The organism is Streptomyces sp. TSRI0107 (assembly GCF_001905845.1).
GTDB lineage: Bacteria > Actinomycetota > Actinomycetes > Streptomycetales > Streptomycetaceae > Streptomyces.
This window is the reverse complement of the sequence record NZ_LIVZ01000002.1, coordinates 79,717-91,839: the sequence shown is the minus strand read 5'-3', so window position 1 is coordinate 91,839 and position 12,123 is coordinate 79,717. Positions and strand designations below refer to the sequence as shown.

The window sequence follows — 12,123 nt, the reverse complement described above, 5'->3', positions numbered from 1 at the left end:
TCCCAGGTACTCCATATCACTGCACGTCAGACGGCATGGGATGGTTCCATGCCGGCGGATCCGGCATCCCCTGTTGCGTCCGCCGGCGACCGCGGCCGATGCTCTTGGTGCCGCACCGAGCGCCGGTTCGACCGTCCGGCGGAGCGCGGCAGCCCACGACGTACGCACTCGCACACGGGGAGACCCATGCCCATCCGCACCCGAGCCGGCGCGCTCACCGTACTCGCCGTCGCCGCACTCACCGGCCTCACCGCACTCGCCGGCCCGGCGGGCGCCGCGCCCGCGCCCGCCTTCCTCTCGGCCGCCGACCTGCCGCCGCACCCGTCGTCGTCCTGGACGGCGGGCGAGGTCACCGACGGGGTCCCGGACGAGCTGCGGCTCTGCCTGGACGAGGTGTTCCCCGGCTACGACTCCCGCTACCGCGCGTTCCACACCGACCTGGACACCGGTGCCCGCCAGCTCACCATCGTCACCGGCACGACCGCGAAGGCGAAGGCGCTGGCGGACCGGATGAACCGGGAGATCAAGACCTGCGCGGCCCGCATCGAGCAGTCCGACCCGGAGGTGGAGGCGGCGTACCGCGGTTACGGGAGCCTGCCGGTCGAGGAGGGCGCCCGCGTCCACGGTCTGCACACCGAGACCACCTGGGGTGCCACCGACATCCGCCTGCTGGGCGTGGGACGCGACGGGCGGACCGTCACCGTCGTCGAGTGGTCGCAGCTGGGCGACTTCGGCGACGCGCCGGTCGGCGCCTTCAAGAAGACGACGACGACCGCGGTGAACAAGCTGTACTGAGCCAACGGAGGACCATCGCGAGGCCGGCCCGGTGGCCGCCTTCCCGCCACGGGGGTCGGGAGGGCGGCCCCGGGACGGACGTGTTCCGGCCACTTTCGTCCCGGGGACACCGGAGGGGAGGCGCCCCCGGGACGGCCACCGCCGGGGAACCATCCGCCCCATCTCTTGGCCGGGTACGGCCGGAACGGCAGTCGGCAATAGACAGTTGAGCCGATCCCCGCCGCTCGCCCGCGGCACGGGACGCGCGGGCCGGGGCCGGTCCGGCCGCCCCGGACCGTTCCCGCCGTGGCCGAACCCCTTTCGTCCGCGATCCGAGATGACTGGCCCGGTGCCCACGGGGCATGGATCCCCGTGAACGTGTTCGAGCAGGAGGGAAACCGACATCGGCACGCGGGCGGGGGAGATGAAGAGGCAGGCACGAGGGGGCGGTCCCACGACGGTCGGGGCCTTCTCGGCAGGAACGGTGGAGGAAGAGTCCGACGGCGCCGCGGAGCAGTCACCGGCGCCCCAACTGAAGCGCAGACTGGGCCGGGCTGACCTCCGGGCCGTCCCGGAGGCCCGCCGGGAGCTGCGCGAACTGCTCCGGCGCTGGGGTGCTCCCGGCTGCTCGGACGTGGCGGAACTGCTCACCAGCGAACTCGTCACCAACGCCCTCGTGCACACCGACGACGACGCGGTCCTGACGGCCACCGTCGGACCGCGCGGACTGCGGGTGGAGGTGCGGGACTTCGTCGCCCGCAGGCCCCGGCCGAGCGCACCGGACGCCGACGACGGTACGCACGGCCGGGGCCTGCTGCTGGTGCAGTCGCTCGCCGACGCGTGGGGCGTACGGCCGCACGCGGTGGGCAAGTCGGTCTGGTTCGAGCTGGGCGCGGACGCCGCGTGACGCACCGGCCGCGGGCCGGACGACGGTGAACGAACGGGACGGGGTGCGGCACCTGCGGCCGCACCCCGTCCCGTCGTCGCCCGGTCCCCCCGGTCCGGGCTAGCCGAACTGCTGCTCCAGGTCCTTGAGCTTGCGCTCCAGGGACTCCAGCCGGGGCAGGGCCATCGTGTCGTCCTCGGCGGTCAGGTCCACGGTGATCGGGTCAGCGGACGAGCCTCGGACCGGCTGCAGGGAGGGCCGGGTGCGTACCGGCAGCGGTTCCGGGGTGGATATGGCAGGCTCCGCGGAGACCATGTCGGAGCCCTGCTCCACGGACGGCAGTTCCACCTGACGGCCGCCGCCCCGGCCGACGAAGCCGCGGTGGCCCCGGCTGATCGCCTTCAGCTGGGCGCGCTCCAGGCGCTCCTTGTCGCGGCGGCGCATCCGCTCCTGCTCCTTCTGGCGCTTGTCCTCGCGGACCTCCTCGACCGCCTCGTCGAGGCTGCGCACGCCTTCCAGGAGCATCAGGGACCAGGCGCGGTACGTCTCGCGCGGCGCGCGCAGCCAGCGCACGATACGGATCTGCGGCAGCGGCCGCGGGACCAGTCCCTGCTCGCGCAGGGCGGCGCGGCGGGTCTGCTTCAGCGCGCGGTCGAAGAGCACGGCGGCGGACAGTGACATGCCCGCGAAGAAGTGGGGGGCGCCGGCGTGGCCCGCGCCGCGGGGTGCGTGCACCCAGTTGAACCAGGCGGCGGCCAGGGCGAAGGTCCACACGAGTATCCGGGAACCGAGCGCCGCGTCACCGTGGCTGGCCTCGCGCACCGCGAGGACGGAGCAGAACATCGCCGCGCCGTCGAGGCCGAACGGCACCAGGTACTGCCAGCCGCCGGTGAGGCCGAGGTTCTGCTCGCCGAAGCCGACCAGACCGTGGAAGGAGAGCGCCGCCGCGACCGCGGCGCAGCAGAAGAGGAGAACGTAGGAAACGGTGCCGTAGATGGCCTCTTTGCGTCTGCGGCGCTCCTCGCTGCGCTCCCACGAGTCGTCGGCGCTCGAGTCCTTCCCCGCGGCCCGCTTGCCGCGCGCGAGCACCGCCACCGCCGCCAGCATGCCCAGGAGCAGTACGGCGCCCGGAAGCAGCCAGTTCAGCGATATCTCGGTCAGTCTCATCTGGGGGTCCCTTGCATTGGGATAGGGCGTAACGCCCGCCATAGTGGCCCAAACCCGCAGGCCCTCAGGGGGTTTCGGGGCAAGAGGCCGCCAAGGAGGCGCAAGGGGCTGCCAGGGGCCGCGTTATGCTCGAACTTCCGCTTGAGGGGTGGGAGTTGAGTTCGAACGAAGATTACCCGTACGGGTGGTTCCGCGGAAAGTTCCCGCGACACGTGAGGATTGCGTGAACCACTTGTGGCTTCACGGACACAGGGGTCGCAGGCACCCTTAAGGGGCAGAAGTGACGGTGGATCAGCTCGCGGCCGCCGCGGCCGCCAGCTTGACGATCCGGTCCGCGTCACAGGTGCGCGGGCAGGTGGCGCAGGTGTCCTCCGGACGCAGCGTGTAGAACATGCAGCAGCTCGCCCGGTTCCGGGTGGGCAGCGACTCGCCGTTCGGGCCGGTCAGCTCGCGGAACGCGGCCGAGCCGACGTACGGCTTGGTCGCCCCCGGCAGCAGCAGCTCCAGCTCGTGCCGCGCCCGCTCCTGCTCGCCCAGCAGATGGGCGACGTACCACAGCCCCTCGACGACCTCGTCGGTCGCCATGCCCCACAGCGCGCGGCCGCGCCGGCGCATCCGGGGGCCGAAGCCGCCGAGGACCGGTTCCAGGTGCTCGGCGACCGCGGCCCGCACCTCGGCGCGCAGCGCCTCCTCGCCGGCGACCACCCGGGCGCCGGGCAGCGCGGCGGCCGGGTCGCCGGGCAGGCAGGCGAAGCCGGCGGACCGCACGGCCAGGCGGCCCATGGACAGGCCGGGGGCGGAGCGGTCGTACGAGACATGCGTCACGGGGAACCGGGGGACGCGGCGGTGCAGGAACCACGGGACGGTGATCAGCAGGCAGGCCGGCCAGGCGTAGCGGTGCAGGCCGAAGCTGGCGATCACGTCCGGGCGGGCCTGCCGGCCGTAGTCCCGGACGACCTGGGCGTCGTCCCAGGCCAGGAAGGAGTCGAGGCCGGCTCCGCCCTCCGCGAGCGAGGCGGCGGCGACCCATCCGCCGCCCCGGGGGGCCGGTTCCCCGGAGTCCAGTTCGGTGACGGCGAGGCCCGGGAGCACCTCGGTGAGGCGGGCGAACGCGTCCGCGACGGCCGACGAGGGCACAGGCATACCAGGACCACCGATCGAGATCTTATAGGTAAGCCTAACCTTACCCAATCGCTCGGGAGTTTGAACTACCGCGCTGTCCGCCTAAGGTGCTTGACGGTCGAGTGACAACCGGCCGTAATCTGCCCAACCACCGACAACCGACGACAACCGACGACAAGCCCGTCAGGAGGCATCCGTGAAGCAGGCCGCGCGCGGTTCCGCCGAGCCGGGCCACGGTGCCTCAGGTGTCTCACATGCCTCAGATGGCTCAGATGCCTCGGATCTTCCGTCGGGCGGTGGTGAGACGAGCGCGACGCGGGTGCCGCCCCAGGCGCAGGGCGGGGCGGTGCGCGGTGAGCACACCCACGGCGAACAACCGTTTCCGCAGTCGCGGCCCGGGCCGGCCCGGCCCGTCGTGCAGCGGTCCTCCGTACGCGGGCAGATCCTCCAGGCGCTGCGCACCGCGCTGGCCACCGGCGAACTGCGCCCCGGTGCCGTGTACTCGGCGCCCGCGCTCGGCGAGCGGTTCGGGGTGTCGGCGACACCCGTCCGTGAGGCCATGCAGCAGCTCGCGCTGGAGGGTGCCGTCGAGGTCGTGCCCAACCGGGGCTTCCGGGTCGTCGAGCGGGACGCGCGGGAGCTGGCGGAACTGGCCGAGGTCCGGGCGCTGATCGAGGTGCCGGTGCTGCTGCGGCTCGCCGGTGCCGTGCCCGCCGCGCGGTGGGCCGAACTGCGGCCGCTCGCGGAGGCGACCGTGCGGGCGGCGGCGTCCGGCTGCCGGGCCACCTACGCCGAGGCGGACCGGGCGTTCCACCGCGCCGTGCTGAGCCTCGCGGGCAACGAGCAGCTGGTGCGGATCGCCGACGACCTGCACCGGCGGGTGCAGTGGCCGCTCACCGGCGGGCCGGCCGCCCGCACCCGCACCGAGCTGATGACGGACGCGGCGCAGCACGTGGGGCTGCTGGACGCGCTGATCGCCGGGGACGCGGACGGCGTCCGGACGCTGGTGGGGGAGCACTACCCCGGCGTGGGCGCGTGACCCGACGCCAGGGGGCGTCTCGCCGATCATGCCGGGCTCGCTGATCCGGCCTGATCGACGAGACACCCCCTAGGGGGACCGCCCGCGCGGGTCCGTGAGGCGTCAGCCGGTCACGCCGTCGCCGCTCCCGGTGCCGGAGGCGTCAGTTGGCGGGCCAGCCACGTCGGCACCCCGCCCAGCAGCTGGAACAGACGGCGGGCCTCCTCCCGCAGGCGGGAGGCCTCCGGTTCCGGCTGGGTGTCGGCCAGGGAGACGAGCGCGGGGGCCGTGCCGACGAGGTAGCCCAGTTCCTCGCGGATCCGCAGGGACTCGGCGAAGCCGTGCCGGGCCTCGGCCAACTCGCCGTCCCGCAGCGCGAGTCCGGCGAGGTGCCGCCAGGTGAAGGACTGCAGCAGCGGATCCGCCTGCGCCGTGGCACCCGCGTGGGCGCGGCGGTAGGCGGCCCGGGCGGCCTGCGGCGAGCGCGTCAGGTTCTCGGCGAGCAGTCCGCGCCGGAAGTCCAGCAGGGCCCGCGCCGGCGCCCCCGGCGGGATCAGCGCCGCCGCCCGGCCGAGCGCGGCACGCGCCTCGTCGGCGCGGTCCCGCACCCCGTGCAGGGTGGCGGCGTACGCCAAGTACCCGCGTTCACAAGCGGCCGCGCCCCGTTCGTCGTCGCCGTGGGCCAGCGCCTCGGCCGTGCGCAGTGCGTCCTCGGCCTCCTCCCAGCCCCGCTCGGTGTACAGACACCGCTCCACCAGCAGCGCCGCCCGCTGCAGCGCGGCCGCCGGGGTGACCGGCTGGAGCAGGGCGGCCGCGTCGGCCCAGCAGGCGCGGGAGCGCAGCCGCCATACCGCGGTCTGGAGTGGATCGTCACCGGCGGTCGTTCCGTTACCAGACATGGCGGTATGCGCCACGTTGCCCTCCCCGAGCACGCCGTCGAGCTGTTGAGTGGTGGCGGCATCTCAGCACGAATCGCCCGGCCCGGCCAAGAGGGTGGGTGAAGGATTTCACAAAGTCGTGGGACTCCGCGTCCCCTCAGGTTTCAGCTCATCCGCAGCGCCAGGAAGAAGTCCAGCTTGTCCTCGAGGCGCGACAGGTCACGGCCTGTCAACTGCTCGATCCGGCCGACCCGGTAGCGCAGTGTGTTGACGTGCAGGTGCAGCCGGGAGGCGCAGCGGGTCCACGAGCCGTCGCACTCCAGGAACGCCTCCAGGGTCGGGATGAGCTCGGCGCGGTGCCGGCGGTCGTAGTCGCGCAGCGGGTCCAGCAGCCGGGCGGTGAAGGCGCGGCGGACGTCGTCGGGGACGAACGGCAGCAGCAGGACGTGGGACGCCAGCTCCTGGTGGCCCGCCGCGCAGACCCGGCCGGTGCGTGCGGCGGCGACCCGGCGGGCGTGCCGGGCCTCCTCCAGCGCGCCGCGCAGGCCCTCCGCGGAATGCACGGCCGCGCTGACGCCCAGGGTGAGCCGCCCGTCGCCGTCGAGGCCGGCCGACAGCGGCTCCCGTACGGCGGCCAGCAGCTGGTCGGCGAGGACGCCGGACTCGGAGCCGTCGTCCTCGGCGGAGACGGCGGGCAGCGGGACGAGGGCGATGGCCTCGTCACCGGTGTGGGCGACGGCGATGCGGTCGGAGGGCTCGGGGCCGGTCGCGACCGGGTCGACCAGGACCTCCTCCAGCAGCGACTGGGCGACCGGGCCGGACTCGATCTCGTCGCCGTCCCACTCGACCCGGGCGACGACGATCTGCCAGTGCGGGGCCGCGCCGAGGCCGGGCAGCAGCACCGGGGCGGCGACCCGCAGCCGCGCGGCGATCTCGGCGGGCGGGGCGCCGGTCTGCACCAGCTCCAGCACCTCCTGGGCGAGCCGCCGCCGCACGGTGCGCGCGGCGTCCCGGCGGTCCCGCTCCACGGCGATCAGCTGCGTGACGCCGTGCAGCAGGTCGAGCCGTTCGTCGGCCCAGTCCCCGGCGTCCGCCTCGACGGCGAGCAGCCAGTCGGACAGCACCGTCTCGCGCACGTCGCGGCCGGTCTGCGGGGAGCGGCCGCTGCTGCGGATCGGGAAGAGGGAGTACGTCGTCCCGCCGACCGGCAGCCGGTGCGGGCCGCGCCGGCCGCCGCGGGTGGCGGCCAGGTGCTCGGCGGCGAGCTTCGCGCACAGCTCGGCGGGCAGCGCGGGCCCGGCGACCTTGGGCCCGGCGATCAGCCGCCCGGTCGGCGACAGCACCCAGGCGCGCAGGTCCAGGTCGGAGCCGAGCAGGTCAAGGACGACGTCGGGGCCGCCGCCCGCGGGGCCGGAGGTCATCATCCGCCGGTGCCGGTCGACGACGGCGGCGAGGTCGCCGGCGCGCTCGCCGGACACCTGCCGTACGACGTGCTCGGTGATCGTGGCGAAGGCCACCGACTCGTGCACCGCGAACAGCGGCAGGCGGTGCCGGGCGCAGGCCGTCACCAGGTCCTCGGGGACGTCCCCCAGCTCGGCCTCGCCCGCGGCGAGGGCGGCGACGCCGGCCTGCACCAGGATGCGCACGAAAGGCTCCGAGTCGTCGGCGTCCCGGCGCCAGGCGAGGCCGGTGAGCACGAGCTCGCCGCCCGAGAGGTAGCGGCTGGGGTCCCTGAGGTCGGTGGTCATGACACCCCGGACGCCGCGGTCCAGCTCGTCCTCGCCGCCGAGCAGCCTGAGGCCCAGCGCGTCGGTGTCCAGCAGTGCGCGCAGCCGCATTCTCGTCGCCGCCGTTCTTTGTCTCGAAACCTACGATGAAACTGATGGTCTTGGTGGGTTTGGGTCAGCGGGCCATTCGACGGGCCGACACATGGTCGCCCGGTGCCGTCGCTCGCCGTCTCCTCGGAGGCGTCCCAGGTCACGCGGGCCGGGTCGGACGTTTCCAGAGGAAAGCAGAGAGGTTACAGGGGGCCTCCGTTCATACGAATCTACAAGATGACCGCCCTGGCCAGCCAACTCCTTCATGGTTTCGGTGACTGACCCCGCTGGAGTACCGCGCTGTGTACTGACATCACTCCGCGTTAACAGCACATGAACGAGCCGGGCCCGCCGCACACGGATTGGCTCAATCTGAACGACCCACGAGACGAAGAAGAGAGCCGGTCATGGACTTCCTTCGCCCCGCCAGTTGGGAGGAGGCGCTCGCCGCGAAGGCCGAGCACCCCACCGCTGTGCCGATTGCGGGTGGCACCGATGTGATGGTCGAGATCAACTTCGACCACCGCCGGCCCGAGTACCTCCTCGACCTCAACCGCATCGGCGAGCTGACCGAGTGGGAGGTCGGCGAGGACTCCGTGCGCCTGGGTGCCTCCGTCCCGTACACCAAGATCATGGAGAACCTGCGCGCCGAGCTGCCGGGCCTGGCTCTCGCCTCCCACACGGTCGCCTCGCCGCAGATCCGCAACCGCGGCGGCGTCGGGGGCAACCTCGGCACCGCCTCCCCGGCCGGCGACGCCCACCCCGCGCTGCTCGCGGCGGGCGCCGAGGTCGAGGTCGAGTCGGTGCGCGGCAGCCGCCGCATCCCGATCGACGACTTCTACACCGGCGTGAAGCGCAACGCGCTCGCCCCCGACGAGCTGATCCGCGCCGTCCACATCGACAAGGCGGACGGCCCCCAGCAGTACTCGAAGGTCGGCACGCGCAACGCCATGGTCATCGCCGTGTGCGCGTTCGGACTCGCCCTGCACCCCGAGACCCGCACCGTGCGCACCGGCATCGGCTCGGCCGCGCCGACCCCCGTCCGGGCGAAGGCCGCGGAGGAGTTCCTGAACGCGGCCCTGGAGGAGGGCGGCTTCTGGGACAACGGCAAGATCATCACCCCGTCGGTCGCCAAGCAGTTCGCGGACCTGTGCTCCGCCGCCTGCAACCCGATCGACGACGTCCGCGGCACCGCGAGCTACCGCCGCCACGCGGTCGGCGTGATGGCCCGCCGGACGCTCACCTGGACCTGGGAGTCGTACCGCGGCGCCCGCCGCGCTTCGGAGGGAGCTGCGTAATGCGCGTCAACTTCACCGTCAACGGACGTCCGCAGGAAGCCGACGACGTCTGGGAGGGCGAGTCCCTGCTGTACGTGCTGCGCGAGCGGCTCGGCCTGCCGGGCTCCAAGAACGCCTGCGAGCAGGGCGAGTGCGGCTCCTGCACCGTGCGCCTCGACGGCGTCCCGGTGTGTTCCTGCCTGGTCGCCGCCGGGCAGGTCGAGGGCCGCGAGGTCGTCACCGTCGAGGGCCTGGCGGACTTCGCCAAGCAGCGCGCCGAGGGAGGCTGCACCACCGGCGCCTGCGGCACGACGCTCCAGGACGCCCAGCTGGGGGTCCCCCCGGGCGAAGCCTGGGGGAGGCAGGCCAAGGGCGCCGACTCGCAGACCGGCGAGGGCACGGAGCTCTCCCCGATCCAGCAGGCGTTCATCGACGCCGGCGCCGTCCAGTGCGGCTTCTGCACCCCGGGCCTGCTCGTCGCCTCCGACGAGCTCCTGGAGCGCAACCCGAACCCGACCGACGCGGACATCCGCGAGGCCCTGTCGGGCAACCTGTGCCGCTGCACGGGCTACGAGAAGATCATGGACGCGGTCCGCCTGGCGGCCGCCCGGCAGTCAGAGGGGGTCTGACCATGCCTGCCACCGGCGCACCCACCAAGATCACCCAGGGCTCCCAGACCAAGGGCGGCATCGGCGAGTCCACGCTCCGCCCGGACGGCACCCTGAAGGTCACCGGCGAGTTCGCGTACTCGTCCGACATGTGGCACGAGGACATGCTGTGGGGCCAGATCCTGCGCTCCACCGTCGCCCACGCCGAGATCGTGTCGATCGACTCCTCCGAGGCGCTGGCGATGCCCGGCGTGTACGCCGTGCTGACGTACGACGACCTGCCCACCGAGGTGAAGAACTACGGCCTGGAGATCCAGGACACCCCGGTCCTCGCCCACGGCAAGGTCCGCCACCACGGCGAGCCGGTCGCGATCGTCGCCGCCGACCACCCGGAGACCGCGCGCCGCGCCGCCGCGAAGATCAAGGTCGACTACAAGGAGCTGCCCGTCATCACCGACGAGGCCTCCGCGACCGCACCGGACGCGATCCTCGTCCACGAGAACCGCGACGACCACCACAGCGGCCACGTCCCGCACCCGAACATCGTCCACCGCCAGCCGATCATCCGCGGCGACGTGGCGGAGGCCCGCAAGCGGGCCGACGTGATCGTCGAGGGCGAGTACACCTTCGGCATGCAGGACCAGGCCTTCCTCGGCCCCGAGTCCGGCCTCGCCGTACCGGAGGAGGACGGCGGCGTCCACCTCTACATCGCCACCCAGTGGCTCCACTCCGACCTGCGCCAGATCGCCCCCGTGCTCGGCCTGCCCGAGGACAAGGTGCGGATGACGCTGTCCGGCGTCGGCGGCGCGTTCGGCGGCCGCGAGGACCTGTCGATGCAGATCCACGCCTGCCTGCTGGCGCTGCGCACCGGCAAGCCCGTGAAGATCGTCTACAACCGGTTCGAGTCCTTCTTCGGGCACGTCCACCGCCACCCGGCGAAGCTCTACTACGAGCACGGCGCCACCAAGGACGGCAAGCTCACCCACATGAAGTGCCGGATCGTCCTGGACGGCGGCGCGTACGCCTCCGCCTCCCCGGCGGTCGTCGGCAACGCCTCGTCCCTCTCGGTCGGCCCCTACGTGATCGACGACGTCGACATCGAGGCCGTCGCCCTCTACACCAACAACCCGCCCTGCGGCGCCATGCGCGGCTTCGGCGCGGTCCAGGCGTGCTTCGCCTACGAGGCGCAGATGGACAAGCTGGCGAAGAAGCTCGGCATGGACCCGGTGGAGTTCCGGCAGCTGAACGCCATGGAGCAGGGCACCATCATGCCCACCGGGCAGCCCGTCGACTCCCCGGCCCCCGTCGCCGAACTCCTGCGCCGCGTCAAGGCGATGCCGATGCCGCCGGAGCGCCAGTGGGAGTCCAGCGAGGGCGCGGACGTACGGCAGCTGCCGGGCGGTCTGTCCAACACCACGCACGGCGAGGGCGTCGTCCGCGGTGTCGGCTACGCGGTCGGCATCAAGAACGTCGGCTTCTCCGAGGGCTTCGACGACTACTCCACCGCCAAGGTGCGCATGGAGGTCGTCGGCGGGGAGCCGGTCGCCACCGTGCACACCGCGATGGCGGAGGTCGGCCAGGGCGGCGTCACCGTCCACGCGCAGATCGCCCGCACCGAGCTGGGCGTCACCCAGGTGACCATCCACCCGGCCGACACCCAGGTCGGCAGCGCCGGTTCCACGTCCGCCTCCCGGCAGACGTACGTCACCGGCGGCGCCGTGAAGAACGCCTGCGAGCTGGTCCGAGAGAAGGTCCTGGAGATCGGCCGGCGCAAGTTCGGCTCGTACCACCCGGCGTGGGCGACCGCCGAACTCCTGCTGGAGGGCGGCAAGGTCGTCACCGACGGCGGAGAGGTCCTCGCCGACCTGGCCGACGTGCTCGAAGGCGAGACCGTCGAGGTCGAGGAGGAGTGGCGGCACCGGCCGACCGAGGCCTTCGACCTGCGCACCGGCCAGGGCAACGGCCACGTCCAGTACTCCTTCGCCGCCCACCGCGCGGTCGTCGAGGTCGACACCGAGCTGGGCCTGGTCAAGGTGATCGAACTGGCCTGCGCCCAGGACGTCGGCAAGGCGCTCAACCCGCTCTCCGTCGTCGGCCAGATCCAGGGCGGCACCACCCAGGGCCTCGGCGTCGCGGTGATGGAGGAGATCGTCGTCGACCCGAAGACGGCGAAGGTGAAGAACCCCTCCTTCACGGACTACCTGATCCCCACCATCCTCGACACGCCGACCATCCCGGTCGACGTGCTCGAACTCGCCGACGAGCACGCCCCCTACGGGCTGCGCGGCATCGGCGAGGCCCCCACCCTGTCGTCGACCCCGGCCGTCCTCGCGGCGATCCGGAACGCGACCGGGCTGCAGCTCGACCGGACGCCGGTGCGCCCCGAGCACCTCACCGGCACCGTGTAGGACCCTCCGGGCGGCGCACCGGAACGTCACAGCCTCCCCGCGCCGCCCGGAGCACTCAAGCACCGCACCGCTCGCGGTACTTGGCATCACCGACCGAATCGTTCGTCTCGGGCCGTCCCCCGGGTCGTGCGGCCGAAGCACCTTCCCAAATCCCGCAACCGCCCCTCG

10 protein-coding genes are annotated in these 12,123 nt (G+C 73.0%); 6 read left to right on the top strand and 4 right to left on the bottom strand.

Translation table 11 applies throughout. The features are described from left to right. The first annotated feature begins 186 nt into the window (after nucleotides 1-186). Together AMK31_RS04620 and AMK31_RS04615 are read left to right on the top strand one after the other, a co-directional pair. Nucleotides 187-795 (top strand): hypothetical protein, encoded by a 609-nt coding sequence (locus tag AMK31_RS04620; RefSeq protein ID WP_073939072.1) that lies wholly within the window; start codon nucleotides 187-189, stop codon nucleotides 793-795. 403 nt (nucleotides 796-1,198) lie between these two features. Then, on the top strand, nucleotides 1,199-1,681 hold the full coding sequence (locus AMK31_RS04615) for an ATP-binding protein (protein WP_073939071.1): 483 nt from the start codon (nucleotides 1,199-1,201) through the stop codon (nucleotides 1,679-1,681). A 99-nt stretch (nucleotides 1,682-1,780) separates the two neighbouring features. On the opposite strand, the gene AMK31_RS04610 is transcribed toward AMK31_RS04615, so the two are convergent. Beyond that, on the bottom strand, nucleotides 1,781-2,827 hold the full coding sequence (locus tag AMK31_RS04610; protein ID WP_073939070.1) for a DUF2637 domain-containing protein: 1,047 nt from the start codon (nucleotides 2,825-2,827) through the stop codon (nucleotides 1,781-1,783). A 291-nt stretch (nucleotides 2,828-3,118) separates the two neighbouring features. Beyond that, nucleotides 3,119-3,970, bottom strand: coding sequence for a (2Fe-2S)-binding protein (locus AMK31_RS04605; RefSeq protein ID WP_073939069.1), 852 nt, complete (start codon nucleotides 3,968-3,970; stop codon nucleotides 3,119-3,121). A gap of 175 nt (nucleotides 3,971-4,145) precedes the next feature. Here AMK31_RS04605 and AMK31_RS04600 point away from each other — a divergent pair, with 175 nt between their 5' ends. Further along, nucleotides 4,146-4,988: a GntR family transcriptional regulator gene (locus tag AMK31_RS04600; protein ID WP_073939068.1), complete on the top strand. Its 843-nt coding sequence runs from the start codon at nucleotides 4,146-4,148 to the stop codon at nucleotides 4,986-4,988. Between the two features lie 110 nt (nucleotides 4,989-5,098). Here the strand turns inward: AMK31_RS04600 and AMK31_RS04595 are convergent, their stop codons facing one another. Both AMK31_RS04595 and AMK31_RS04590 read right to left on the bottom strand, forming a co-directional pair. After that, nucleotides 5,099-5,866: a hypothetical protein gene (locus tag AMK31_RS04595; protein ID WP_073939538.1), complete on the bottom strand. Its 768-nt coding sequence runs from the start codon at nucleotides 5,864-5,866 to the stop codon at nucleotides 5,099-5,101. Nucleotides 5,867-6,009: 143 nt separating this feature from the next. After that, nucleotides 6,010-7,683, bottom strand: coding sequence for a PucR family transcriptional regulator (locus tag AMK31_RS04590; protein WP_073939067.1), 1,674 nt, complete (start codon nucleotides 7,681-7,683; stop codon nucleotides 6,010-6,012). A 386-nt stretch (nucleotides 7,684-8,069) separates the two neighbouring features. Between AMK31_RS04590 and AMK31_RS04580 the strand changes: the two genes are divergently transcribed. The 3 genes from AMK31_RS04580 to AMK31_RS04570 are packed head-to-tail and all read left to right on the top strand — an operon-like array spanning nucleotide 8,070 to nucleotide 11,955. After that, nucleotides 8,070-8,960, top strand: a complete 891-nt coding sequence (locus tag AMK31_RS04580) for an FAD binding domain-containing protein (protein ID WP_073939066.1) — start codon at nucleotides 8,070-8,072, stop codon at nucleotides 8,958-8,960. Further along, nucleotides 8,960-9,568, top strand: a complete 609-nt coding sequence (locus AMK31_RS04575) for a (2Fe-2S)-binding protein (RefSeq protein WP_073939065.1) — start codon at nucleotides 8,960-8,962, stop codon at nucleotides 9,566-9,568. The genes AMK31_RS04580 and AMK31_RS04575 overlap by 1 nt, the downstream gene beginning before the upstream one ends. Before the next feature lie 2 nt (nucleotides 9,569-9,570). Continuing rightward, nucleotides 9,571-11,955: a xanthine dehydrogenase family protein molybdopterin-binding subunit gene (locus tag AMK31_RS04570; RefSeq protein WP_073939064.1), complete on the top strand. Its 2,385-nt coding sequence runs from the start codon at nucleotides 9,571-9,573 to the stop codon at nucleotides 11,953-11,955. Nucleotides 11,956-12,123 lie beyond the last annotated feature (168 nt).

Bases quoted from the DNA above. Each gene is read 5' to 3' on its own strand.
- AMK31_RS04605 (WP_073939069.1), bottom strand. From the start codon at position 3,970: ATGCCTGTGCCCTCGTCGGCCGTCGCGGACGCGTTCGCCCGCCTCACC.
- AMK31_RS04595 (WP_073939538.1), bottom strand. From the start codon at position 5,866: ATGTCTGGTAACGGAACGACCGCCGGTGACGATCCACTCCAGACCGCG.
- AMK31_RS04615 (WP_073939071.1), top strand. From the start codon at position 1,199: ATGAAGAGGCAGGCACGAGGGGGCGGTCCCACGACGGTCGGGGCCTTC.
- AMK31_RS04575 (WP_073939065.1), top strand. From the start codon at position 8,960: ATGCGCGTCAACTTCACCGTCAACGGACGTCCGCAGGAAGCCGACGAC.
- AMK31_RS04620 (WP_073939072.1), top strand. From the start codon at position 187: ATGCCCATCCGCACCCGAGCCGGCGCGCTCACCGTACTCGCCGTCGCC.
- AMK31_RS04580 (WP_073939066.1), top strand. From the start codon at position 8,070: ATGGACTTCCTTCGCCCCGCCAGTTGGGAGGAGGCGCTCGCCGCGAAG.
- AMK31_RS04610 (WP_073939070.1), bottom strand. From the start codon at position 2,827: ATGAGACTGACCGAGATATCGCTGAACTGGCTGCTTCCGGGCGCCGTA.
- AMK31_RS04590 (WP_073939067.1), bottom strand. From the start codon at position 7,683: ATGCGGCTGCGCGCACTGCTGGACACCGACGCGCTGGGCCTCAGGCTG.
- AMK31_RS04570 (WP_073939064.1), top strand. From the start codon at position 9,571: ATGCCTGCCACCGGCGCACCCACCAAGATCACCCAGGGCTCCCAGACC.